Annotated in this window: 19 protein-coding genes; 12 read left to right on the top strand and 7 right to left on the bottom strand. The window is 72.7% G+C overall.

The genetic code is table 11. The features are described from left to right. Position 1: 1 nt before the first annotated feature. Complete coding sequence (gene mctP / locus ACILRH_RS01015; protein ID WP_395690271.1) at positions 2–1,645, top strand: monocarboxylate uptake permease MctP; 1,644 nt, start codon at positions 2–4, stop codon at positions 1,643–1,645. Positions 1,646–1,660: 15 nt separating this feature from the next. On the opposite strand, the gene ACILRH_RS01010 is transcribed toward mctP, so the two are convergent. Continuing rightward, complete coding sequence (locus ACILRH_RS01010) at positions 1,661–3,007, bottom strand: cytochrome P450 (protein ID WP_395690270.1); 1,347 nt, start codon at positions 3,005–3,007, stop codon at positions 1,661–1,663. Between the two features lie 57 nt (positions 3,008–3,064). Here ACILRH_RS01010 and ACILRH_RS01005 point away from each other — a divergent pair, with 57 nt between their 5' ends. From ACILRH_RS01005 to ACILRH_RS00990, 4 genes are all read left to right on the top strand, one after another. Further along, positions 3,065–4,276: an acyl-CoA dehydrogenase family protein gene (locus ACILRH_RS01005; protein WP_395690269.1), complete on the top strand. Its 1,212-nt coding sequence runs from the start codon at positions 3,065–3,067 to the stop codon at positions 4,274–4,276. Between the two features lie 70 nt (positions 4,277–4,346). Beyond that, complete coding sequence (locus ACILRH_RS01000) at positions 4,347–5,687, top strand: hypothetical protein (protein ID WP_395690268.1); 1,341 nt, start codon at positions 4,347–4,349, stop codon at positions 5,685–5,687. A gap of 37 nt (positions 5,688–5,724) precedes the next feature. Further along, positions 5,725–6,339 (top strand): ATP-binding cassette domain-containing protein, encoded by a 615-nt coding sequence (locus ACILRH_RS00995; RefSeq protein WP_395690267.1) that lies wholly within the window; start codon positions 5,725–5,727, stop codon positions 6,337–6,339. Continuing rightward, positions 6,336–8,186, top strand: a complete 1,851-nt coding sequence (locus ACILRH_RS00990; protein ID WP_395690266.1) for a YhgE/Pip family protein — start codon at positions 6,336–6,338, stop codon at positions 8,184–8,186. Before ACILRH_RS00995 ends, ACILRH_RS00990 begins: the two co-directional genes overlap by 4 nt. Positions 8,187–8,196: 10 nt before the next feature. Here the strand turns inward: ACILRH_RS00990 and ACILRH_RS00985 are convergent, their stop codons facing one another. Then, positions 8,197–8,709, bottom strand: a complete 513-nt coding sequence (locus tag ACILRH_RS00985; RefSeq protein ID WP_395690265.1) for a hypothetical protein — start codon at positions 8,707–8,709, stop codon at positions 8,197–8,199. Between the two features lie 28 nt (positions 8,710–8,737). On the opposite strand from ACILRH_RS00985, the gene ACILRH_RS00980 reads away from it, so the two are divergent. Beyond that, a complete protein-coding gene (locus tag ACILRH_RS00980; protein WP_395690264.1) occupies positions 8,738–9,319 on the top strand; it encodes a hypothetical protein in 582 nt (193 codons plus the stop codon). A 303-nt stretch (positions 9,320–9,622) separates the two neighbouring features. Here the strand turns inward: ACILRH_RS00980 and ACILRH_RS00975 are convergent, their stop codons facing one another. The 3 genes from ACILRH_RS00975 to ACILRH_RS00965 form a co-directional block, all read right to left on the bottom strand. Further along, on the bottom strand, positions 9,623–10,525 hold the full coding sequence (locus ACILRH_RS00975) for a GNAT family N-acetyltransferase (RefSeq protein ID WP_395690263.1): 903 nt from the start codon (positions 10,523–10,525) through the stop codon (positions 9,623–9,625). 88 nt (positions 10,526–10,613) lie between these two features. Beyond that, the gene (locus tag ACILRH_RS00970; RefSeq protein ID WP_395690262.1) at positions 10,614–11,198 is read right to left on the bottom strand and encodes a YceI family protein; all 585 of its coding nucleotides are present in this window, start codon (positions 11,196–11,198) and stop codon (positions 10,614–10,616) included. Between the two features lie 154 nt (positions 11,199–11,352). Continuing rightward, positions 11,353–11,487 carry a hypothetical protein gene (locus tag ACILRH_RS00965; protein WP_395690261.1) on the bottom strand — a complete coding sequence of 45 codons (135 nt, stop codon included), beginning with the start codon at positions 11,485–11,487 and terminating at the stop codon, positions 11,353–11,355. A 271-nt stretch (positions 11,488–11,758) separates the two neighbouring features. Here ACILRH_RS00965 and ACILRH_RS00960 point away from each other — a divergent pair, with 271 nt between their 5' ends. From ACILRH_RS00960 to ACILRH_RS00945, 4 genes are all read left to right on the top strand, one after another. After that, positions 11,759–12,028 carry a hypothetical protein gene (locus ACILRH_RS00960; RefSeq protein ID WP_395690260.1) on the top strand — a complete coding sequence of 90 codons (270 nt, stop codon included), beginning with the start codon at positions 11,759–11,761 and terminating at the stop codon, positions 12,026–12,028. Between the two features lie 54 nt (positions 12,029–12,082). Beyond that, positions 12,083–13,912 (top strand): glutamine--fructose-6-phosphate transaminase (isomerizing), encoded by a 1,830-nt coding sequence (gene glmS, locus ACILRH_RS00955; protein ID WP_395690259.1) that lies wholly within the window; start codon positions 12,083–12,085, stop codon positions 13,910–13,912. A 63-nt stretch (positions 13,913–13,975) separates the two neighbouring features. Then, positions 13,976–15,691 (top strand): DEAD/DEAH box helicase, encoded by a 1,716-nt coding sequence (locus ACILRH_RS00950; RefSeq protein ID WP_395690258.1) that lies wholly within the window; start codon positions 13,976–13,978, stop codon positions 15,689–15,691. A gap of 45 nt (positions 15,692–15,736) precedes the next feature. Beyond that, positions 15,737–17,623, top strand: a complete 1,887-nt coding sequence (locus ACILRH_RS00945) for a penicillin-binding transpeptidase domain-containing protein (RefSeq protein ID WP_395690257.1) — start codon at positions 15,737–15,739, stop codon at positions 17,621–17,623. Between the two features lie 132 nt (positions 17,624–17,755). Here ACILRH_RS00945 and ACILRH_RS00940 read toward each other — a convergent pair whose 3' ends face one another. After that, positions 17,756–19,855: an elongation factor G-like protein EF-G2 gene (locus tag ACILRH_RS00940; RefSeq protein WP_395690256.1), complete on the bottom strand. Its 2,100-nt coding sequence runs from the start codon at positions 19,853–19,855 to the stop codon at positions 17,756–17,758. 377 nt (positions 19,856–20,232) lie between these two features. Between ACILRH_RS00940 and ACILRH_RS00935 the strand changes: the two genes are divergently transcribed. Beyond that, positions 20,233–21,690: an NAD-dependent succinate-semialdehyde dehydrogenase gene (locus tag ACILRH_RS00935; protein ID WP_395690255.1), complete on the top strand. Its 1,458-nt coding sequence runs from the start codon at positions 20,233–20,235 to the stop codon at positions 21,688–21,690. Positions 21,691–21,817: 127 nt separating this feature from the next. Here the strand turns inward: ACILRH_RS00935 and ACILRH_RS00930 are convergent, their stop codons facing one another. Then, positions 21,818–22,777, bottom strand: a complete 960-nt coding sequence (locus ACILRH_RS00930; RefSeq protein WP_395690254.1) for a hypothetical protein — start codon at positions 22,775–22,777, stop codon at positions 21,818–21,820. Positions 22,778–22,882: 105 nt separating this feature from the next. On the opposite strand from ACILRH_RS00930, the gene ACILRH_RS00925 reads away from it, so the two are divergent. Next, entirely contained in the window at positions 22,883–23,863 is a 981-nt protein-coding gene (locus tag ACILRH_RS00925; RefSeq protein WP_395690253.1) for a DUF2332 domain-containing protein, read from the top strand. The last annotated feature ends 1 nt before the right edge of the window (position 23,864 follow it).

The raw sequence follows: 23,864 nt of genomic DNA, 5'->3' as shown, positions 1-23,864 counted from the left end.
CGTGCTCGACCACGTGGACGGCGTCGCGCTGGGCGTCTTCGTCTTCCTGTTCCTGCTGGTGACCGTGCTGGGCTTCGCCGCGGCGCGCTGGCGGCGGGCGGCCAGCCTGGACAACCTCGACGAGTGGGGCCTGGGCGGCCGCGGCTTCGGCACCTTCATCGCCTGGTTCCTCATCGGCGGCGACCTCTACACGGCGTACACGTTCATCGCGGTGCCCGCGGCCCTGTACGCCGGCAGCGTGATCGGGTTCTTCGCGATCCCCTACTCGATCGTCGCCTACCCGCTCGTCTTCGTGTTCCTGCCCCGGCTCTGGTCGGTGTCGCACCGCCACGGCTACGTGACCCCCGCCGACTTCGTGCAGGGCCGCTACGACAGCAGGCCGCTCGCGCTGGCGGTGGCGCTGACCGGCATCCTCGCCACGATGCCCTACATCGCGCTGCAGCTGGTCGGCATGCAGGTGGTGCTGCAGGTGATGGGCATCGGGACGTCGAGCGACAACTGGTTCGTCAACGACATCCCGCTCTTCATCGCGTTCGGCGTCCTCGCGGCCTACACCTACTCCAGCGGCATGCGGGCGCCCGCCCTGATCGCGTTCGTCAAGGACACGCTGATCTACGTCGTCATCCTGGTTGCGATCTTCTACATCCCCCACCAGGTGGGAGGCTGGAGCCACGTCTTCTCGGTCGTCGACGACTCGTTCTCGTCGTTCAACGCCGACAACGCCGACGCGATCGCGGCCGGTGCGGCAGCCCCCAAGGGCACCATCCCACCGCCCGCCGCGCAGTGGGCCTACGCCTCGCTCGCGCTGGGCTCGGCCCTGGCGCTGTTCATGTACCCGCACAGCGTCACCGGCGTCCTGTCCACCCGCAGCCGTTCGGTGATCCGGCGCAACGCCGCGCTGCTGCCGGCGTACTCCGTCCTGCTGGGCCTGCTCGCCCTGCTCGGCTTCGTCGCGATCGCGGCGGGGGTGAAGGTCGAGAACCCGCAGCAGTCGCTCCCTCAGCTCTTCGAGGACCAGTTCAGCCCCTGGTTCGCCGGCGTCGCCTTCGCTGCGATCGTGATCGGCGCGCTGGTGCCCGCGGCGATCATGTCGATCGCCGCGGCGAACCTGTGGACCCGCAACGTGTACAAGGCGTTCATCAACCGAGACGCCACGCACGCGCAGGAGGCCCAGCAGAGCAAGCTGGTCTCGCTGCTGGTGAAGCTCGGCGCGCTGGTCTTCGTGCTCGCGCTGTCGAAGAACCTTGCGATCAACCTGCAGCTGCTCGGCGGTGTGTGGATCCTGCAGACCCTGCCCGCCATCGTCGTGGGCCTCTACACCCGGTGGCTGCACCGCTGGGCGCTGCTGGCCGGCTGGGCGGCCGGCATGGCGTGGGGCACCTGGCTGGCGTACGGCGTCGCGTCGCCCACCCAGAAGCACTTCGGGGGCCCCCTGGTGTTCTTCCCGGGAACGCAGACCAAGGTCTACATCGCGCTACTCGCCTTCGGGCTCAACCTGGTCGTCGCCGTCGTCGCGACGGTGGTGCTGCGGGCGCTGAAGGTCGACGAGGGCGTCGACCAGACGCATCCGCAGGACTACCACGCCGACCTCGGCGACCCCGGCGTCGAGGGTCGGCTGGATCCGGAGGTCCCGGCCCACGCCTGAGCGACGTCCCGGACGCTAGCGGCGGCGCAGCTGCACCGGCTGGCCGTCCTTGGGGAACGGCAGCGAGTGGTTGTTCATGGGCGCGACGTACGCCGGGTCGACCGTCCACTCGAAGTCGAGGAGCAGGTGGTACATCAGCGCGGTGACCTCGGCGCCGGCGAAGTACATCCCGAGGCACTTGTGCACGCCGCCGCCGAACGGCGCCCACGCGTAGCGGTGCCCACGGTCCTCCCGGCGCTCCGGTGCGAACCGCTCCGGGTCGAACGTCTCCGGGTCGGTCCACAGCTCGGGCATCAGGTGACTGAACTGCAGGCCGACGGTCGCATAGGTGCCGGCCGGGATGCGGGTGCCGAGCACGACGGTGTCCTTGACCGTCTTGCGCAGCACGACCGGGACGGGCGCCCGCAGCCGCAGCGACTCCTTCATCACCAGGTCGATCGAGGTGAGGGACTCGAGCTCGGCGAGGTCGGGGTCGCGGTCGAGGCCGGCGGCGAGGGCCTCGACCTCGGCGCGGCAGCGCTGCTGCCACGCGGGGTGCTGACCCAGGAACTGCATCATCGACGACAGCGTGATCGTCGAGGTGTCGTGGGCGGCCATCATCAAGAACACCATGTGGTTGACGACGTCGTCGTCGCTGAAGCGATCGCCGTCCTCGGACTCGATGTGGCAGAGCACCGAGAAGAGGTCGTCGCGCTCCTCCGCGCGGCGCGAGGGCAGGTATCCGCGCAGGAACTCCTCGAGGTGCCGGCGCCCGACCATGCCGCGGTGCCACCGCGTGAACGGGACGTCGTGGCGCACGATCGCCGCGGCCGCCTGCACGCAGGCGATGAAGGAGCGGTTCACCTGCTCCATCTCGGCCGGCGAGGTGTGCTCGGCGCCGCCCATGAAGGTGTTGGTCGCGATGTCGAGGGTGAGCTGCTTGAGCGCCCAGTAGGCCTCGAACCCCGGCTTCGGGTCCCAGCCCGCGAGGCCCGACGTGATCGCCGGGTGCATCGCGGCGGTGTAGCTCTCCAGCCGGTCACGGGTGAACGCCTGCTGCATGATCCGGCGGTGCAGGTGATGCTCCTCGAAGTCGAGGAACATCAGCCCCCGCCCGAAGAACGGTCCGACCAGGTAGGTCCAGGCGGGGCCGTTGGCGAAGGCCTTGTCCGCGTTGCGCAGAGCCTCCTCGCAGGCGTCCGGGCCCAGCAGCATGACCCAGGGGTCCTTGCCCACCATGCCCACCGGGGACACCGGTCCGTAGGTGTCCCACTGCTTGCGGAACAGGGCCATCGGGTCGCGGGCGTACTCCAGGCTGCGCCCGATCAGGGGCAGTCCTCGCGGCGCCCGGGGCAGCTCGCGGACGGGGGTGGTCGTGGCCACCCCCGCAGAGTAGAACGTGTTCCCACCCGCCGGTAGCCTCCCGGTAGCCTCACAGCCATGACGACGTCGTTCGAGCTCAGCCAGGACCACCTCGAGCTGCGCGACTGGATCCACCAGTTCGCCGCCGAGGTCGTGCGTCCGGCGGCCGCCGAGTGGGACGAGCGCGAGGAGTTCCCGTGGCCGGTGGTGGAGGAGGCCGCCAAGATCGGGCTCTACTCCGTGGACTTCCTCGTGGCCCAGGCGCTGGACGAGACCGGGCTCGGGTTCCCGATCACGATGGAGGAGCTCTTCTGGGGTGACGCGGGGATCGGCCTGGCGATCATGGGCAGCTCGCTGGCCGCCGCCGGTGTGCGCGCCAACGGCACCGACGAGCAGGTCGCGGAGTGGGTGCCCGCCATGTACGGCACGCCGGGCGACCTCAGGCTCGGCGCGTTCTGCTCCTCCGAGCCCGACGCCGGCTCCGACGTCGGCTCGATGCGCACCCGCGCGGTGTACGACGAGGCCACCGACGAGTGGGTCCTCAACGGGACCAAGACCTGGGCCACCAACGGCGGCCTGGCCGACGTGCACGTCGTGACCGCGGTGGTCGACCCCGAGCTGCGCACGCGCGGCCAGGCGTCGTTCGTGGTGCCGCCCGGCACCAAGGGGCTCAGCCAGGGGCAGAAGTTCCACAAGCACGGCATCCGCGCCTCGCACACGGCCGAGGTCGTGCTCGACCAGGTCCGGGTACCGGGCCGCTGCCTGCTCGGCGGCAAGGAGAAGCTCGACGCCCGGCTGGCCCGCGCCCGCGAGGGCGGCACGGCCCGGGGCAACGCCTCGATGGCGACCTTCGAGCGCACGCGGCCCACGGTCGGCGCCCAGGCCGTCGGCATCGCGCGGGCGGCGTACGAGGTCGCGCTCGACTACGCGAAGACCCGCGAGCAGTTCGGCAAGGCGATCATCGAGAACCAGGGCATCGCCTTCCAGCTCGCCGACATGGCGACCTCGATCGAGGCCGCGCGGCTGCTCGTGTGGCACGCGTCGTGGATGGGCCGGCAGGGCAAGGCGTTCGACAACGCCGAGGGCTCGATGTCGAAGCTGTTCGCCGGCGAGACGGCGGTCAAGGTGACCGGGCAGGCCATGCAGATCCTCGGCGGCAACGGCTTCACCCGCGAGTACCCCGTCGAGCGGATGGCGCGCGACGCCAAGATCTACACCGTCTTCGAGGGCACCTCGGAGATCCAGCGGCTGGTGATCGCCCGGTCCATCTCGGGCGCACCGATCCGCTGAGGTCCTAGGCCCTCCTCGCACTCGGCCGGTTCTCCAGCGGCGGCGCGCAGCGGCGTCCTAGCCTCGGAGCATGTCGCTGCGGTCTCGGAGGTGGGTCGGCCGGACCGGCCCGGTCGCCCTCGTCGTCCTCGTCGTCGCCTACACCGCGCTGTGGGTGGTCGCCCGGCCGGCCGGCGAGGCCACCGGGTCGTACGTGGGTCAGCTGGCGGGCGCGGACGCCGTCCTGCTGATGTCCCTCGGCATGGTGCTGATCACCACGCTGCCCTGGGTCGACACCTACTTCGACGGCATCGACAAGGCCGCGATCTGGCACCGGCGGGTGGCGATCACCGGGCTGCTGCTCCTGGTGCCCCACATCCTGATGTCGCACGGCGACGGGGGACCGTCCTGGGCCGGGACGGCGGGGATCGTCGGCACCGTGGGCCTGGTGACCCTCGCGGTCTGGGCGATCCTGCCGCGGTGGCGCTCGATCGTGCCGGCCCCGGGTCGCCGGCTGATCACGGCGCTGCACGAGACCGCCCCGGCCCGCCTGGTCTCGCGGCTCCTCTCCGACTACGAGATCTGGCGGCAGGTGCACCGGCTCACCGGGGTGTTCCTCGCGGTCGCTGCTGCCCACGGGCTCGTCGACGCGACCATGTTCGGCGACTCGGCCGTGCTGCGCTGGTCGTACGTCGGCATCAGCCTCGTCGGGATCGGCTTCTACCTCTACCGGGAGCTCCTCGCCCGCCGCGGGCACGGCCTGCGTGACTACCAGGTCAGCGACGTCCGTGAGATGGGCGACGGCATGGTGGAGATCGTGCTGAGGCCGCTCGGCCGTCCGCTGGAGTACGAGCCCGGGCAGTTCGCGATGCTCCACCTGGAGGCCAAGGACGGGTGGCACCGGCACCCCTTCACGCTCGCCAGCAGTCCGAACGAGGACGAGGTCCGCGTCACCGTGAAGGCGCTCGGCGACTACACGACATCGCTGCAGCAGACGGTGAAGGTCGGCATGCCGGCCGTCCTGAGCGGACCGCACGGCCGGTTCACGCACGCCCATGGGACGGGGCACCAGCTGTGGATCGCCGGCGGGGTGGGCATCACCCCGTTCCTCAGCTGGTTGCGCTCGCTCGACACCCATCCCCCGGCCGGCCGGGTCGACCTCTTCCACGCGGTCCGCGACGAGGCGCCGTACGCGGAGGAGATCGCGACCCTGGTCGCCGACCACCCCGAGGTGGAGTTCGACCTCGTGGCCTCGAGCCAGGGTCGGCGCATCAGCGCCGCCTACGTGCTGGAGACCTCGGGCGCCGACCCGGCCGCGGCCTCGGTCTACATGTGCGGTCCGGACCCGCTGCTCCGCGCCCTCGACGCCGACTTCCGGGCCGCCGGCGTGCCTGCGGGCCGGATCTACCGGGAGTACTTCGACTGGCGGTGAGCCGCGCACTCGACTGGTGGGGCTCTACCGTGCGGTCATGACACGCTCGCTCCTCGTGGCCGCCGGCATCCACGTCGGCGGCCACCCTCGGCCGCTCCTGCCCCCGACGGACCTCGAGCTCGACGCCGGTGAGGTGCGGGTGCTCGTGGGCGAGCCCGGCCCGGCGCACACCACGCTCGCGCTCGTGCTGGCCGGGCGCTTCCGGCCCGACGCCGGCGAGGTCAGGCTCGACGGCTCGACGGCCGACCGTGACCGCCGGGTCGCCGTCGCGCTGGTCGACGTCCCCGGCGTGAGTGAGCCCGACGAGAAAGTGCCGTTCGGCACCGTCCTCGGCGAGGAGCTGGCGATGGCCGGGCGCCCGTCGCGGCGCGCGGCGGTGCGGGAGTGGGCGCCCGATCTCGCGCTCGAGGTGCGCACGGAGGACACGCCGGTCGAGCGTCGTACCGAGCTGCTCCTGCGGTCGGCCGCGCTGCGGCCCGGGGTCCGGGTGCTGGTGCTGACCCTCCCCGACCGCTGGGGCGTCACCCCGGCGCAGTGGCAGCCGGTCGCCGCGGAGCTGGCCGCCGAGGGCCTCGCCGTCCTCGTCACCGTCGGGGAGACCTCGCGCCACCTGGTCGGGGTGGCGGTCGGTGAGATCGGGGGTGCGGCATGACATCGTTCCGCATCGCCCTCGGTGAGCTGCGCCGGATCACCGCCGGCCGGCTGCCCCGTCTGGCCGTGCTCGCGCTGGTGCTGATCCCCACCCTGTACGCCGGGCTCTACCTCTACGCCAACCACGATCCCTACGGCGGCCTGGAGCGGGTCCCCGCCGCGCTCGTCGTCGAGGACACCGGCTCGACCTTCGACGGCAAGGACGTCGACTTCGGCCGTGACGTCGCCGACCGGCTGCTCGACGCCGACGCCTTCGACTGGGAGGAGGTCGACCGCGCGACCGCCGTCGCCGGCGTCGAGGACGGGACCTACGACTTCGCCCTCACCATCCCTGCCGGCTTCTCCGAGGCACTCACCAGTCCGGCCTCGTTCGACGCGAAGCAGGCGCGGCTGGTGATGACGACCAACGACGCCAACTCCTACCTCGCCACCACGATCGCCGACACCGTGACGACGAAGATCCGGGCCGCGGTGGCCAGCGAGGTCACCGAGAAGGCGGCGACGTCGTTCCTGCAGAGCCTGGGCACGATCCGCGCCCAGCTCGTCGACGCGGCCGACGGTGCGACGAGGCTGGCCGACGGCCTCGGCGAGGCGCGCGCCGGCGCCCGCGAGCTGCGCAACGGGTCGCAGCAGCTCGACGACGGCCTCGGGACCCTGCAGGAGAAGACGGCCCCGCTGCCCCAGCAGACCCGGGAGCTGGCCGACGGCGCGGCTCGGGTGGCCGCGGGGGACGCCGAGGTCGCGCGGTACGGGCGCGAGGCGGCCCGGGGCGCCACGGACGTCGTCGACGCCTACCACCAGGGTCGCGGCGACCTGGTGCGGCTGATGGCCGACCAGGGGCTCGACGCCGATCAGAAGCAGGCGATCCTGGCGGTCTACGACGACCTCGGCCAGCCGGTCAAGGACGTCTCCGGCCGGATCCACGCGGCCTCGGGCAAGCTCGACCGGCTCGCGGCGGGCGCCGACGAGGTGGCGGCGGGCGCCGACCAGCTGGCCGACGCCACACCCGCGCTCACCGACGGCATCGCCAAGGCCCACGCCGGCGCGGGTGACCTCGCGAGCGGGGCCGATGATCTGCGCCGGGGCATCGCCCGCCTCGACCGGGGCGCGAACGAGCTCGCGGCCGGCCTCGAGGACGGCGTGAAGCGGATCCCCGAGCTCGACGACGAGACGATCGACCAGACGGCGAGCACGCTGGCGGTGCCGGTGACGGTCACCGACGACGCGCAGGCCAAGGCGGGCTCCTACGGCGCCGGGCTGGCGCCGTTCTTCCTGGCGCTGAGCGCCTGGATCGGCGGGTACGTGCTGTTCCTGCTGGTCCGCCCGCTGTCCAACCGAGCGATCGCGGCGAACCAGTCGCCGCTGCGGGTGGCCCTCGGCGGCTGGTACCCGCCCGTGCTGGTCGGGCTGGTGCAGATGTCCCTCGCCCTGCTGGTCGTGGTGGCCGCCGTCGGGATCCGCCCGGCGCACGTGGTCCCGACGCTGCTGTTCATGATGCTGGTGTCGGCCACGTTCATCGCGGTCGTGCACGCGCTCAACGCGTGGCTGGGTCCGGCCGGCCAGTTCCTGGGCCTCGCGCTCATGGTGCTGCAGCTGGTGACCGCCGGTGGCACGTTCCCGTGGCAGACGATCCCGACCCCGCTGCACGGGCTGCACCACGCGCTGCCGATGTCCTACGCCGTCGACGGGCTGCGCCAGCTGATGTACGGCGGCCTCTCCGGCCTGGCCTGGCACGACGTCGTAGTGCTGATCGCCTGGCTGGTCGGGGCGCTCGCGCTGACGTCACTGGCGGCACACCGGCGCCGCTACTGGACCACGTCCCGGATCAAGCCCGAGCTCTCGATCTGAGCAGCCGCGCTCAGAGGCCGACCCGCAGCTGCTGGGGTGGGTTGTCGCCGGTGGCCGGGGCGGTGAAGCCGCCGAGGGCGCCCACGACGACGGCGACGAGCACGAGGCCGGCGACCGACGGCCGGCCGGCCTCGTCGCCGCCGCGCTCGCGCTCCTGACGGAACCAGTCGGTGCGGCAGAAGCACCAGAGGGCGACGGCCTGACCGACGGCGGGCACGACCTCGAGGGCGGCGGCCAGACCGGACTCGCCGGTCGCGAGGCCTGCGACGACCAGGAGGAGCTGGATCCCGAAGACGATCCAGACCAGCACCAGCCGGCCGGTGCGCGCGCGGAGCACGCCGGCCGACACCCACGCCACGACGGCCGCGCTCAGCACCATCGACAGGAGCACCCAGACGGGGTCGGAGCGGCTCGGGCCGCGCGCGGCCAGCGCGAGCACCTGGCCGGCCAGGCACATCCAGGCCAGGGCCCAGGCGGAGGGCGGGGGACGGTCGAGCTGCGCGGCTGCCGAGAACGTCGTCACCGGGGAAGTGTGCGGCATGCTGGCCGGCGTGAGCACGTTCCGCGGCGCGATCGCCGGTGTCGGCACCACCAGCGGCGTCCGGGTGGTCGTCGGGCGGTGGGACGCGTCGCCGTACGGCGCCTTCGCGGACGCGATGGTCGAGACGCCGTCGGGCCACCGGGTGCTGGTCGCACCGACGCAGGAGGTCGCCGACTTCGTGGCCGGCACCTACGTCTTCGACGAGGTGCGCGTCGAGCCGGTGACGGTCGACGGGTGGTGGTTCGCGTCGCCGTCGCTGACGCTCGACGTCACCGCCGGTGGCCGCACCGCCCTCGGTCGGCTGCTGCGCCTGGTGCCGGCCCGGCTCGCCGAGGCTCCGGCCTGGTGCACCCTGACCGACCCCGTCGCCCGGGTCGTGCTCCGCGGCGTCCGCACCCGGGGCTCGGCGGGAGGGGGTCGCCGCGAGTACTACGGCGCGACCGACCACCGGGCGGTCATCGCGGTGCGCGGGTCCTTCGACGGCGTCGACCTGGGATCACTCGCACCGGTCGACCCGGCTCCGCGGTTCGGCTTCTCCTCGACCCCGCGACGGCCCTCGGTGACCACGGTGGTGACCACGGTCCGGCCATGAGCGCGCTGGCCGGTGGTGCCCGGTCCCACTGGGCGCAGTTTCATCATGGTCTGTTGGTGGACCTGCACTTCCCATGGTGGGCATGCCGTGGGGAGTGCAGGTTCGCCTGCATCCCTTGGTGAACCTGCGACAGGTGGTGGCGCGGTCCTCCCGCCGTCCAGCCCGGGCTTCTCGGGCGCAGTTTCATCATGGTCTGTCGGTGGACCTGCACTTCCCATGGTGGGCATGCCGTGGGGAGTGCAGGTTCGCCTGCATACCGTGATGAAGCTGCGACAAGGTGAGGGGCCGCATCCGCCGACCGCCCTACAGCTCCACGCCGCGCATCACCCAGGTCGAGGTGACCCGCATGCCGACCTTCTCGTAGAGCCCCAGGGCCCCGGTCCGGGAGTCCGTCGAGAGGCCGGAGCGGTTCGCGCCGTGGGCCCGGGCGACGGCGAACGCGTCGGCGAGCAGCGCCTGGGCGATGCCCTCGCCGCGGCGGTCCGCGCGGGTGGCGACCTTGTTGACGTAGGCCTCGTCGCCGCCGAACATCACGACGTTGATCGCGCCCACGACGCCGCCGTCGGGGTCGGTCACCACGCGCAGGTGCCACGGCTCGAAGCCGGGGCGTCGGACGACCGAGGCCAGGAAGTCGTCGTACGGCGTGCGCTCGCGGTCGGTCCACTCGAGGAACGCGTCCTCGAGGACCGTCCAGACCGCCGGGTAGTCCTCGGGGGTCGCCTCGCGCAGCACGTGGCCGGCCGGGAGCGGACGCGCCGGGATCTCCGCGCCCTCGGGCAGGAACAGCTCCCACAGCTCCCACCACACGGCGAACCCGAGCGACTCCAGCAGCCGGTCGGCCGGCGACCCGAGAGCGGCGGGCAGCCGGACCCGCGCCATGCCGCGGTCCCGGGCCCGCTGCCGGACCCAGCCGACCAGGGCCGTGCCGACGCCGCGACCGCGGTACGCCGGGTCGACGGCCGCGTCCGCGCGCGAGCCGTCCATCACCTCGGCGTACGCGACGAGCCGCTCGCCGTCGAAGACCCCGCAGGTGCTCGACGACACGTCGAACGACGGGCGCTGCCAGTCGGCGACGATGTCGGCCGCCTCGATCGAGACGACGCCGAGGTCGGCGAGCTCCTGCGCGGCCATCACCTCGAAGACGGCGTGGGCGTCGGTCAGCTCGAGCGGACGGGCGACGAGTCCGGGAGGCAGGTCGGGGATCACCGGCCGATTGTGCACGTGCGAGGGCCCGGCATCCCACTGGAATACCGGGCCCTCGACGGGTCGAGCACGCTGCTCAGGCTGCGCGCGCTCAGGCGTTGCGGATGGCCGAGACGTCGAACTCGAGCTTGATCTTGTCCGAGACCAGCACGCCGCCGGTCTCGAGCGCGGCGTTCCAGGTCACGCCCCACTCCTTGCGGCTGATGGCCGTGCCGCCCTCGAAGCCGATGCGCAGGTTGCCGAACGGGTCCTGGGCGGAGCCGGTGAGCTCGAAGGGGACGGTGACCGGCTTGGTGATCTGGTTGATCGTCAGGTCACCGGTGATCACCCAGTCGTCGCCGTTGCGCTCGACGTGGGTGGAGACGAAGGTGATCTCCTTGTTCTCGTCGGCGTTGAAGAAGTCCGCCGAGCGCAGGTGCGCGTCGCGGTCGGCCACGCCGGTGTCGATGCTGGCGGTCTGGATGCTCAGCGCGACCTTCGAGGCGCCCGGGTTCGCGGCGTCGACGTGCGCGGTGCCGGAGAACTCGGTGAACTGGCCGCGGACCGTGGTGACCATCGCGTGCCGGGTGCTGAAGCCGATCCGGGTGTGGGTGGGGTCGAGCGTGTAGTCGCCGGAGATGTCCTCGACGGCGGCGGTGGGGGCGTCGAACTGGTCGGCGTGGCGGGACGTGGTCATCGGTGTCTCCTCGGTGTCGGGGCGGGGGTGGTGTCATTGAAGCTTTGACTACCCGAACCGGACCGCGGTCCGGTTCATTCCCGGTATCCGAAACCTGGTCTAGACATGCGTCGACCCGCCCGTGCACACGGGCGGGTCGACGAAGCGGAGCTGGTCAGGCGGCGTGGACGACGTGCGTCGGCGCGGCGGCGTGGGACACCTCGAACCAGCGGGACTCGAGTGTGGTCCGGCCGGTGGAGTCCGTGACCGTCACCCAGCCCTGGACCAGGTTGTTGTCCTTCTGGATCATCGGTGGTCACCTCCTGTTCACCTTCTGTTCACCCAGAATAGCCCATACCCACTTCGATGGCCAGCGGACCGCGGATTCCGGTCTCGGCCCCCACTCCGGGCCGGTCTGATCGGCGCGTCGTCGCCGGTCCCCCCCACTCGCCCGGATGCCGATCTCGGCGCGGGCCCCTCGGCTCCGCCTCGACGGGACCACTGGCCGTGACAACAGGGCATTTCTGCCCGATTCCGGGCAGGAACTTGCGAGAACGCGCCGCTCGACGCACGATCGTCGGGTGCCCACGCCTCCCGACCCCGCGCTGGTCGCGCGGATCGTGGCGAGCACCAGCCTGTCGCCCGCCGAGGCGGCGCGGGTGGTCGAGGACGTGGTGGCGTTCCACGCCGAGCCGGTGGAGGACTACGTCCGCCGCCGGCACGCACACCTGAAGACCTTCGGGGCGAGGAACGACGAGATCTTCCCCCGGATCGCCGAGGAGCTGGCCGGCCGCGTCGTGGCCGCGCCGCTGCTCACCGAGCGCCAGCTGCGGCGCATCGTCTACGGGTGAGCAGGACCGCGGAGCGGACCTGCTCACCCACGTAAGCTCGAGAGGAATCATCGGATGTGCGGAATCGTCGGGTACATCGGGAGCCAGCAGGCGGTACCGCTGCTCACGGAGGGGCTCACCCGCCTCGAGCACCGTGGCTACGACTCGGCGGGCCTGGCCGTGCTCGGCACGACCGGCCTGAAGGTCGCCAAGCGCGCCGGCCGGGTGCGTGACCTGAGCGAGGCGCTGCCGAAGCGGTTCGCGGGCAAGGTCGGGGTGGGCCACACCCGCTGGGCCACGCACGGGCCGGCGAACGACGTCAACGCCCACCCGCACACCGACGCCAAGGGCCTGGTGGCCGTGGTCCACAACGGGATCATCGACAACGCCGCCGCGCTGCGGCAGCGCCTGAGCGACGAGGGCGTCGAGCTCGCCAGCGACACCGACAGCGAGGTGGTCGCCCACCTGGTCGCCCGGTCGGAGGCCGACACCCTCGAGGGCAAGGTGAGCGACGCGCTGTCGGCGGTCGAGGGCACCTACGGCCTCGCGGTGCTGCACGTGGACTTCCCCGACCGGCTGGTCGTCGCGCGCAACGGCAGCCCGCTGATCGTCGGGGTGGGGGAGCGCGAGATGTACGTCGCGTCCGACCTCGCCGCGATCGTGCGCCACACCACGACCGTCGCCCACCTCGACGACGGCGAGATCGCGACCGTGACCGCGAGCGGCTTCACGACGTACCGCCTGGACCTGACCCGCACCGCCCGCGACGCCACGACCCTCGACATCGACCCGGCGGAGTACGACGCCGGCGAGCACGAGTCGTTCATGCGCAAGGAGATGCACGAGCAGCCGCACGCCGCGGAGCGGGTGCTGCGGGGCCGGCTGGACGAACGGTTCGGCACCGCGCACCTCGGCGGGCTCAACATGGACGCCCGCGAGACGCGGGCGATCCGGCGGGTCAAGATCCTCGGCTGTGGCTCGGCCTACTACGTCGGGCAGATGGGTGCGGCCCTGCTGGAGGAGCTGGCCCGCATCCCGGCCGACGCCGAGGCGGCCAGCGAGTTCCGCTACCGCAACCCGATCATCGAGCCCGACACGCTCTACGTCGCGGTGTCGCAGTCGGGCGAGACGATCGACACCCTCCTCGCCGTCCAGGAGGTGCGCCGCAAGGGCGGCCGCGTGATCGGCCTGGTGAACGTGGTCGGCAGCGCGATCGCCCGCGAGTGCGACGGCGGCATCTACCTGCACGCCGGGCCCGAGGTCGCGGTCGCCTCGACCAAGGCGTTGACGAACATGTTCCTCGGGTTCGCGCTCCTCGCGCTCCAGCTCGGCCGCGTCCGCGACCTGTCGATCGCCGACGGCCGCCGGCTGATCGCCGGGCTCCAGAGGCTCCCCGAGCAGATCGAGCAGGTGCTGGCCCAGGAGGACCAGCTCGCCGAGCTCGCCGGCCGGCTGGCCGGTGCGGAGAGCCTGTTCTTCGTCGGCCGGGTCCGCGGCTTCCCGGTCGCCCGTGAGGGCGCCCAGAAGTTCAAGGAGATCTCCTACCGGCACGCCGAGGCCTACCAGACCTCCGAGCTCAAGCACGGCCCGCTCGCCCTGATCTCGCCGGAGGTGCCGACGGTCGCGATCGTCCCCGACGACGAGCTCGCCGAGCGCAACGTGGCAGCGCTGCACGAGATCGCCGCCCGTCGCGGGCCGCTGGTCGTGCTGACCCACGAGGGCGTCGACCTGGGCGGACTGCCGGACGGGGCGGCCGAGCGGGTCGTCGTACCCCGCAACGAGCGGGAGCTCGACCCGATCCTGCTCGTCGTGCCGCTGCAGCTGCTCGCCTACCACGCCGCGCTCGCGCTCGGGCACGACATCGACAAGCCGCGCAACCTGGCCAAGTCGGTCACCGTCGAGTGACGTGAGCCAGCCCACCGCGACGACGAAGGTGGCGCGGGTGCGCGCAGCCACTACCGTTGGCGGGTGAGCAACGAGGACCACCAGGACGACCCCACCACGCCCGAGGTGACGTTCGCCGACCTCGGTCTCAGCGAGCCCGTGCTCAAGGGCCTGGCCGACGTCGGCTACGAGACGCCGTCGGCCATCCAGGCCGCGACCATCCCGCCGCTGCTCGCCGGACGCGACGTGGTCGGCCTGGCGCAGACCGGCACCGGCAAGACCGCCGCGTTCGCCCTGCCCATCCTCTCCCGGCTCGACCTGTCCCAGAAGGCGCCCCAGGCGCTGGTCCTCGCCCCGACCCGCGAGCTCGCGCTCCAGGTCTGCGAGGCGTTCGAGCGCTACGCCGCGCGGATCAAGGGCGTGCACGTGCTGCCCGTCTACGGCGGCCAGGCGTACGGCGTGCAGCTCAGCGCCCTGCGCCGCGGCGTGCATGTCGTGGTCGGCACCCCGGGCCGGATCATGGACCACCTCGAGAAGGGCACCCTCGACCTCACCCAGCTGCGCTTCCTCGTGCTCGACGAGGCCGACGAGATGCTCAACATGGGCTTCGCCGACGACGTCGAGACGATCCTGGCCGACACCCCTGCGGACAAGAACGTCGCGCTGTTCTCGGCGACCATGCCGGCCCAGATCCGGCGGATCTCGAAGCAGTACCTCACCGATCCCGACGAGATCACCGTCAAGAACAAGACGGCGACCGCGCCCAACATCACCCAGCGCTACCTGATGGTCTCCTACCCCCAGAAGGTCGACGCCCTCACGCGCATCCTCGAGGTCGAGAACTTCGAGGGCATGATCGTCTTCGTCCGCACGAAGAACGAGACCGAGACGCTCGCCGAGAAGCTGCGGGCGCGCGGCTTCTCCGCGATGGCGATCAACGGCGACGTCGCGCAGGCCCAGCGCGAGCGCACGGTCAACCAGCTCAGGTCCGGCAAGCTCGACATCCTGGTCGCCACGGACGTGGCGGCCCGCGGGCTGGACGTCGAGCGGATCAGCCACGTCGTCAACTACGACATCCCCACCGACACCGAGTCCTACGTGCACCGCATCGGCCGCACCGGGCGCGCCGGACGCAGCGGCGACGCGATCTCGTTCGTGACTCCGCGCGAGCGCTACCTGCTCAAGCACATCGAGAAGGCGACCCGCCAGCCGCTCACCCAGATGCAGCTGCCCACCGCCGAGGACGTCAACGCCACCCGGTTGTCGCGCTTCGACGACGCCATCACCGAGGCGCTGCAGGCGACTCGCCGGATCGAGCGGTTCCGCGACATCATCGGCCACTACGTCCGCGAGCACGACGTGCCGGAGGTCGACGTGGCCGCCGCGCTCGCCGTCGTCGCACAGGGGGAGACCCCGCTGCTGCTCGACCCGGCCGACGAGGTCCGCCCGCCGCGGGACGAGCGGCCCGACCGCGGTCCCCGCCGGGAGCCGCGGGAGCGCCGGCCGCGCGGTCGCAGTGACGTGCCGATGGCGACGTACCGGATCGCCGTCGGCAAGCGGCACAAGGTCGAGCCGCGCCAGATCGTCGGTGCGATCGCCAACGAGGGCGGCCTGTCGCGTCAGGATTTCGGGCACATCGACATCCGCGCCGACCACTCCCTGGTCGAGCTGCCGGTGGACCTGCCGGCCGGCGCGTGGGACAAGCTGCGCGGCACCCGCATCTCCGGCAAGCTCATCGAGCTGCAGCCCGACGCGGGTGCGCCGCCGCACCGGAAGCCGCGGCACAAGAAGGACCGCTGACCCGGCGGGGCCGGGCGGTCGGCCCCGACTGGTAGAACCGAGGGCATGCGCAGACTCTCGGCCGCGGTCGCCCTCCTCGTCGGCACGGTGCTGCTGGGGGCCTGCGACCCGGGAGGCTCCGACGCGCCGAGCGGCCCCGACCCCGACGCCGCCACCGCCGCTCTCGCCGAGGCCCTGACGAGCGGCGACTTCACCGGGGTCCCGTTCACGGGCTCGACCACGCCGGAGCAGGCCGCGAAGGAGTACGCCGCCGTCGTCGACGGGATGGGAGACGTCGAGCCGTCGGTGTCGGCCAGCACCAGCGAGGCGGACGGCGGGACGACCGCGGAGCTGACCTGGACCTGGCCGCTGGCGCCGAAGCCGTGGTCCTACACGGTGCAGGCCCCGCTCACCGAGGGCGAGGACGCCTGGGAGGTCACCTGGGAGCGGTCCCTGGTCGAGCCGAGCCTGCGGGCCACCGAGGTGCTCGACGCGACCACGATCGACGCGCGCCGCGGCGACATCCTCGGCGCCCACGGGCAGGGTCTCGTCGTGGACCGGCCGGTCCTGCGGTTCGGCATCGACAAGACGCTGGTGCCGGCGGCGCGCGCGGCCGACTCCGCGCGGCGGCTCGCGCAGCTGCTCGGCATCGACCCGGCGGCGTACGCGAAGGCCGTGCAGGCGGCCGGGGACGAGGCGTTCGTCGAGGCGATCGTCTATCGCCGCGAGGACGTCCCCCAGGCGGCCGAGGCCGGCTACCGGGCGATCGACGGGGCGCGTGCGATCCCCGACGAGGTCCCGCTCGGCCCGACCAAGGAGTTCGCCGCCCCGATCCTCGGGTCGGTCGGGGACGTCACCGCGGAGATGGTCAAGGACGACCCGGAGAAGTACCACGTCGGTGACCAGGCGGGGCTGTCCGGGCTGCAGGCCCGCTACGACGACCAGCTGCAGGGCACCGACGGCGTGACGGTGACCGCGGACGCCCCGCGCGACCGCGAGCGCGAGCTCTTCCGGGTCGAGCCGGTCACCGGGGAGCCGTTGCGGCTCACCCTCGACCAGCGGTTGCAGAGCCTCGCCGAGCGGCAGCTCGCCGACGTCGGGCCGGCCAGCGCCCTCGTCGCGATCCGGCCGTCGACCGGTGCGATCCTCGCGGCGGCCAACGGCCCCGGCAACGACGGCTACAACATCGCCACGTACGGCCAGGTCGCGCCCGGGTCGACGTTCAAGAGCGTGAGCAGCCTGGCGCTGCTGCGCTCGGGGCTGACCCCGTCGTCGACCGTGCCGTGCACGACGTCGATCGTGGTCGACGGCAAGCGGTTCGAGAACTACGACGACTACCCCAGCAGCGCCCTGGGGCGGGTGCCGCTGCGCACCGCCATCGCGAACTCGTGCAACACCGCGGTCATCTCCCAGCGCGGCCGGCTGCACGGCGACGACCTGGCGGGCGCCGCGGCGTCGCTGGGGTTCGGCATCGACCACGACCTCGGCTTCCCGTCCTACTTCGGCAGCGTCGACCCGCCGGCGTCGCAGACCGAGGCGGCGGCCGACCTGATCGGCCAGGGCACGGTCCTCGCCTCGCCGATGGCGATGGCGACCGTCATCGCGTCGGTGCAGGCCGGGCACACCGTGGTGCCCCGGCTGGTCGACTCGGTCGGCGTCTCGGTGCCCGAGCAGGCCGAGCCGCTGAGCCGCCAGGAGGTCGCCCAGCTGCGCGACATGCTGCGCGCCGTGGTCACCAGCGGGAGCGGCAGCGGACTGCTCGACGTGCCCGGCCCGCCGGTGATCGCGAAGACCGGCACGGCCGAGTTCGACCGGGGCGGGAAGGTGCTCACCCACGCCTGGATGATCGCCGCCCAGGGCGACCTCGCCGTCGCCGTGCTCGTCGACGTCGGCAGCTCCGGCTCCGGCACCGCCGGCCCGATCCTCGCGGGCTTCCTGCGCGGGGCGCGCTGACGGCGTTCGTTTCCCCGGTCGACCGGGGAAACGCGCACGACACGCCGGGAGACACCGGCGTGTCCTGCACGCTTCCCCTGACGACCCCTGCCCGCGGGTCCCGGCGGCCGACCGCCGGAACGACGCCGGGCCTCAGTCCCGCGGCGGCACCGTGCGGGCGACCTCCTCGGGCATCGGCTCGAAGTGCGCGAAGGTGCGGGTGAAGGTGCCCGCCCCGTGGGTGGAGGAGCGCAGGTCGACGGCGTAGCGGACCAGCTCGGTCTGCGGCACCTCGGCCAGCACCTGCGTGCGGTCCTCGCCGACCTTGTCGGTGCCGAGCAGCCGTGCGCGGCGCGCCGACAGGTCGCTCATCACCGGGCCGACCATCTCGTCGGGCACCACGACGCTGACGTTGTCGTAGGGCTCGAGCATCGTCACGGACGCGGCGGCGGCGGCCTCGCGCAGCGCGAGCGCCCCTGCGGTCTGGAACGCCATGTCCGAGGAGTCGACCGCGTGCGCCTTGCCGTCGAGCAGCGTGACCCGCAGGTCGACCATCGGGTGGCCGAGCCGGCAGCCCTTCTCCATCTGGGCGCGCACGCCCTTCTCGACGCTCGGGATGAACTGCCGCGGCACGGCGCCGCCCACGACCTTGTCGACGAACTCGAAGCCCGCGCCCTCGGGCAGCGGCTCGACCTCGATCTGGCACACGGCGTACTGCCCGTGGCCGCCGGACTGCTTGACGTGGCGCCCCTGCGCCGACGCCTTGCCGGCGAAGGTCTCGCGCAGCGACACCACGAACGGCTCCTGGTCGACGTGCACGGCGTAGCGGTCGGCGAGCCGCTCGAGGGTGACCTCTGCGTGCGACTCGCCCATCGTCCACAGGACGAGCTGGTGGGTCTCGGGGTTGTTCTCGACCCGCAGCGACGGGTCCTCCGCGGCGAGCCGCCCCAGGGCCTGGGACAGCTTGTCCTCGTCGGCCTTGCTGCGGGCGACGATCGCCACCGGGAGCAGCGGCTCGGGCATCGACCACGGGCGCAGCACGCGCGGGTCGCCGACGCTCGACAGGGTGTCCCCGGTCTCGGCGCGGCTGAGTCGGCCGATGGCGCAGAGGTCGCCCGCGACCACCTGCTCGGCCGGGCTGAGCAGCCGACCGAACGGATGGGCCAGCGCGCCGACCTTCTCGTCCTCGTCGTGGTCGGCGTGCCCCGCGCCCTCACCGAAGAACGACGAGAAGTGCCCGGAGACGTGCACCGGCTGGTCGGCGACCAGGGTGCCCGAGAAGACCCGCACCAGGCTGAGCCGCCCGACGTACGGGTCGCTGGTCGTCTTCACGACCTCGGCGACCAGCGGCCCGCCGGGGTCGCAGGCGATCGGGTCGGCGGCAGCCCCGGACGGCAGGAACACCTCCGGCGAGGGGTGCTCGGCCGGGGACGGGAAGCCCCGGACGGCGAGGTCGAGCAGCTCGACGCAGCCGACGCCGGTCATCGAGCAGACGGGTACGACGGGGTGGAAGCTCGCCCGCGCGACGGCTCGCTCGAGGTCGGCGACCAGCACCTCCTCGTCGATCTCCTCGCCACCGAGGTAGCGGTCCATCAGGGTCTCGTCCTCCGACTCCTCGATGACCGCCTCGATCAGCTCGCCGCGCAGCCCGGTCTCCTCGGCCTCCGGGCCGGGCGCGAGCAGGCCGGTGAGGCCGGTGACCTCGGCGCCGGAGCGGACGGGCACGTAGAGCGGCAGCACCTTGTCGCCGAAGGACGCCTGCGCCTGGCGCAGCACGCCGTCGTAGTCGGCCCGGGCCTGGTCGAGCTTGGTGATCACCACGACGCGGGGCATCCCGACGGCGGCGCACTCGCGCCACAGCGCGCGGGTCCCGTCGTCGACCCCCTCGTTGGCGGCGACGACGAAGAGCGCGCAGTCGGCGGCGCGCAGACCGGCGCGCAGCTCACCGACGAAGTCGGCGTACCCGGGGGTGTCGATCAGGTTGACCTTGGTGCCCGCGTGCACGAGGGGGGCGACCGCGAGGGAGACGGTGCGGCCGTGGGTGTGCTCGGACTCCTCGAAGTCGGTGACGGTGGTGCCGTCGCGCACGGAGCCGGCGCGAGGGATCGCGCCCGAGGCGGCGAGCAGGGTCTCGGTCAGCGTGGTCTTCCCGGACCCCGCGGGTCCCACCAACACCACGTTCCGGATCCGGTCCGGGCTGCTCGCCCCGAGATCTTGGCCGGCCGCTCTCCGGTTCCCACCCTTGTCCGCCATCGTGCCTCACACCTCTCGAGAGACAGCCGCGCCGTTGCGGCCTCGCCCCCGAGACAACTCCGGATCCGCGAGGCGCGCAAGGGGCTGTTGGTCCCGCCCGGACGGGACCGAGCGCACCCGTCCGGCGACCCTGCCGAGGAGTGGCGCGGAGGCCCCGGGCGTCCCCGGGGCCTCCGGCCTGCGGCGGCGACACGTCCCGGAGAACGAGGGGTGCTCCGGGACCGGCCCCGCAGTGGCGAACCCCTCGCTGCATGGGGTCAGCAAGGGGTTCTTGCCGACGACAAGGTGCTCCCTTTCGAAGTCGACGCCGTCCAGGGTGTCACGACGGCTGGTCACCTGTCAGAGGATTGGTCGAACGATGGGTGCAAGATGGCCCCATGAACGGACTCGATCTCCTCACCCCCGAGCAGCGGGGGCTCTTCATCGGCGGCGTGTGGCGCGAGGCCGAGGGCGGCAAGCGCCTGGACGTCCTGGACCCCGCCGACGGGTCGGTCCTCACCGAGGTCGCCGACGGGTCGATCGCCGACGCCCTCGAGGCCCTCGACGCAGCGGTCGACGCCCAGGCCGCCTGGGCGGCCACCGCCCCGCGCGAGCGTGGTGAGATCCTGCGCCGGGCCTTCGAGCTGATCACCGCGCGCGCCGACCAGTTCGCCCACCTGATGAGCCTGGAGATGGGCAAGACCGTCGCCGAGGCCAAGGGCGAGGTCACCTACGGCGCCGAGTTCTTCCGTTGGTACGCCGAGGAGGCGGTCCGCATCCACGGCCGCTGGATGCAGGCGCCCGGTGGCGGCAGCCGCCTGCTGACGATCAAGAAGCCGGTCGGCCCCTGCCTGTTCATCACCCCGTGGAACTTCCCGCTGGCGATGGGCACCCGCAAGATCGGGCCGGCCGTGGCGGCCGGGTGCACGATGGTGGTCAAGCCCGCCCACCAGACGCCGCTGACCATGCTCGCGCTCGCGGCGACGCTGACCGAGGCGGGGCTCCCGGACGGCGTGCTCAACGTCGTGACGACCACCCACACGCGGGAGTTCAGCGAGGCGCTGCAGGGCGACGACCGGCTCCGCAAGGTCAGCTTCACCGGGTCGACCGGCGTCGGCAAGGTGCTGGTGCGCCAGTCGGCCGACCAGCTGCAGCGGCTGAGCATGGAGCTCGGCGGCAACGCGCCGTTCATCGTGTTCGAGGACGCCGACGTCGACGCGGCCGTCGACGGCGCGATGATCGCCAAGATGCGCAACATGGGCGAGGCCTGCACGGCCGCCAACCGGTTCCTCGTCCACAGCTCTGTGGCCGAGGAGTTCGCCGACAAGCTGGGCCGCCGGATGGGCGCGCTCTCGGTCGGCCGCGGCCAGGCCGACGGCGTCGACGTCGGACCCCTCATCGACGAGAAGGCGGTCGAGAGCGTCTCGCAGCTGGTGACCGACGCGATCCACGGCGGCGCCCGCGTCGTCACCGGTGGCTCCGCACCCGACGGGCCCGGCTACTTCTACTCGCCGACGGTGCTGCTCGACGTGCCGGCCGACGCCGAGATCACGGTGCAGGAGATCTTCGGCCCGGTCGCGCCGATCACCACCTTCGAGACCGAGGACGAGGCGATCCGGCGCGCCAACGACACCGAGTACGGCCTGGCGTCCTACGTCTACACGCGCGACCTGGCCCGCACCATCCGGGTCGCCGAGGCGCTGGAGTTCGGGATGGTCGGCATCAACTCCGGGCTGATCTCCAACCCGGCCGCGCCGTTCGGCGGCGTCAAGTCCAGCGGCTTCGGCCGCGAGGGCGGGTTCGAGGGCATCGAGGAGTACCTCGAGACGACGTACGTCGCCCTCCCGGCCGGCTGACGACCGGCCGACCCGGTCAGGCTCTCCCTGACGTTGTCAGGGGTTGCAACCCCCGACAACGTCAGGAAGTCCCTGACAACCCCGGATGAATCCCCGGTCAGCCGGGGATTCATCCACCCGGCGACCCTCAGCTGGCGAGCTGACGGAACCACAGGTCCCACCCGCGGAACAGCGGGTCGCGGCCGCGCACCGGCGCCTGGTCGGAGTGCCACACGGCGAACACGTCCTGGCCGTCGGCGGTGGGGTTGATCAGCCGGATGGTCACCGGCACGGTCGCGGTGTCGACGGCCGTGGTCGCGGCTGTGGCGAGGCGTCCGACCGCGTCGCCGTACCGCGGGACCGTCACCTGCTCGGGCGGGACGGGCCCGTCGGGGAAGCCGACGACCAGGTCGAGCAGGACCTGCCGCGCCCCCCGCAGCAGCATCCAGGACTCGGCCGGTGCGGGCAGCACGTCGGAGGAGACGCCGCTCTGCACGTCCTGGAAGAGCACGACGTCGGCCGACGTCACCCGTCCGGTCACCGTGAAGGTGTCGTCGCCGTCCGCGAACGTCCACACGGTGGTGGCGGTCCCGTAGCCGATCCGGCTGGCCTCCCCGACGTCGTGCAGGATGCCGGCCCCGGCGTCGACGGAGATCCGCTCCGACCCCGGCTCGAAGACGTAGTGCAGGTCGCCGAGCAGGATCGACGTGGTGTCGAGCCAGTTCTGCAGGACCGTCTCCTCCGCCGGGCTCGCGGCGAACGTGTCGTCCACGGTCAGCCGGTCGCCGTCGTTGCGGGCCGGCACCAGGTCGAGGCGGTACGACGGGTAGTTCTCGGCCACGGCCAGGACGTCGACCTGCCGGATCAGCCGGGTCAGCTCCCGCGCGGTCGGGTCGCCGTTGTAGACGACCTCGATGGCCGCGCCGTTCGACGGGGTGGGCGTGGTGACGCTGACGCTGCCGACGTCGTCGATCCGGTTCAGCCTGGTCTGCAGGCTGTGGGCCTGGTCGATCGCACCGGAGCAGCCGCCGAGGAGGGCGGCGGACAGCAGCGCCGTCACCAGGACGGGCGCGCACGCCGACGCCCTTCGCCCCCCGAAGGTCCTCATGCCCAGCATGGTGACGCATGGGGCCTCCGCGCGCGGTGGATTGGGGCCGCCGACCACGAATGCTGAGGATGACTTGAGGCGCGGCGTCCCGGGCACCATGGGGTGGTGGAGCCCACCGCCGCTGCGACCGACCAGTACCTCGACTTCGCCGCGCACGCCCGCGGCAGCTCGCCGTGCTTCGTCGAGTGGGCGACGCGGGTCGCCGACGACCCGGAGGTGCTGGCGTGGCTCGACCGGCTGCCGGTGGTCAAGCGGCAGCCGAACCTGGTCTTCGCGGCCGCCCGCTGGCACGGCGTGCCCGCGCCGGGGCCGTACGCCGGTCTGCGCGACGCGCTGCTCGGCGACGACGGCGCGATCGTCGCGACCATCCGGTCGCGGTCGACCCAGACCAACGAGGTCGGCCGTCTGGCGACCCTCGTCCCGGCGTTCGCCGAGGTGGCCCGAGGTGAGCCGGTGGCGCTGCTGGAGGCCGGGGCCAGCGCCGGTCTCACGCTCTTCCCCGACCGGTGGTCCTACGCGTGGACGACGCCGGACGGCGTACGGCGGGCCGGCGCCGGCCCCGTGCTCGCCGCGGACGTCAGCGGGCCCGCGCCCCTGCCGGACCGGGTGCCGCGGGTGGCCTGGCGCGGCGGCGTCGACCTCGACCCCGGCGACGTGGCCGACGAGGACCGGATGCGGTGGCTCTCGACGCTGGTGTGGCCCGAGGAGGGTGCTCGTCGCGCCCGGCTCGAGCAGGCGATCGAGATCGCGCGCGCCGACCCGCCCGCGCTGGTGCGCGGCGACCTGCTCGAGGAGCTCCCGGCGCTGGTGGACGAGGCCGGGCGGCACGCGCGGCCGATCGTCTTCCACAGCGCCGTCGCCGCCTACCTCGGCGCCCACGACCGCGAGCGCCTCCACGACCTGATGAGCGGACTGGTCGCCGACGGTCGGTGTCACTGGGTGAGCAACGAGGCGCCGCAGGTCCTGCCCCGGGTCACGGCCGCGCGTCCGGTCCCCGCGGTGCCGCACCACGGGTTCGTCCTCGCGGTCGACGGCCGTCCGGTCGCCCTCGCCCACGGGCACGGCGCGTGGCTGCGGTGGTGGTGAG

Origin of the sequence: Nocardioides sp. (assembly GCF_044226765.1) — a bacterium.
Lineage (GTDB): Bacteria > Actinomycetota > Actinomycetes > Propionibacteriales > Nocardioidaceae > Nocardioides.
Note: the sequence above shows the minus strand (reverse complement) of the source record. Positions and strands in the feature narration are given on the sequence as shown.

Excerpts from the sequence above, each read along its gene's own strand:
- ACILRH_RS01005 (WP_395690269.1), top strand. The coding sequence starts at position 3,065 with ATGACGACGTCGTTCGAGCTCAGCCAGGACCACCTCGAGCTGCGCGAC.
- ACILRH_RS01000 (WP_395690268.1), top strand. The coding sequence starts at position 4,347 with ATGTCGCTGCGGTCTCGGAGGTGGGTCGGCCGGACCGGCCCGGTCGCC.
- ACILRH_RS00995 (WP_395690267.1), top strand. The coding sequence starts at position 5,725 with ATGACACGCTCGCTCCTCGTGGCCGCCGGCATCCACGTCGGCGGCCAC.
- ACILRH_RS00990 (WP_395690266.1), top strand. The coding sequence starts at position 6,336 with ATGACATCGTTCCGCATCGCCCTCGGTGAGCTGCGCCGGATCACCGCC.
- ACILRH_RS00970 (WP_395690262.1), bottom strand. The coding sequence starts at position 11,198 with ATGACCACGTCCCGCCACGCCGACCAGTTCGACGCCCCCACCGCCGCC.
- ACILRH_RS00965 (WP_395690261.1), bottom strand. The coding sequence starts at position 11,487 with ATGATCCAGAAGGACAACAACCTGGTCCAGGGCTGGGTGACGGTCACG.
- glmS (WP_395690259.1), top strand. The coding sequence starts at position 12,083 with ATGTGCGGAATCGTCGGGTACATCGGGAGCCAGCAGGCGGTACCGCTG.
- ACILRH_RS00945 (WP_395690257.1), top strand. The coding sequence starts at position 15,737 with ATGCGCAGACTCTCGGCCGCGGTCGCCCTCCTCGTCGGCACGGTGCTG.
- ACILRH_RS00940 (WP_395690256.1), bottom strand. The coding sequence starts at position 19,855 with ATGGCGGACAAGGGTGGGAACCGGAGAGCGGCCGGCCAAGATCTCGGG.
- ACILRH_RS00935 (WP_395690255.1), top strand. The coding sequence starts at position 20,233 with ATGAACGGACTCGATCTCCTCACCCCCGAGCAGCGGGGGCTCTTCATC.
- ACILRH_RS00930 (WP_395690254.1), bottom strand. The coding sequence starts at position 22,777 with ATGAGGACCTTCGGGGGGCGAAGGGCGTCGGCGTGCGCGCCCGTCCTG.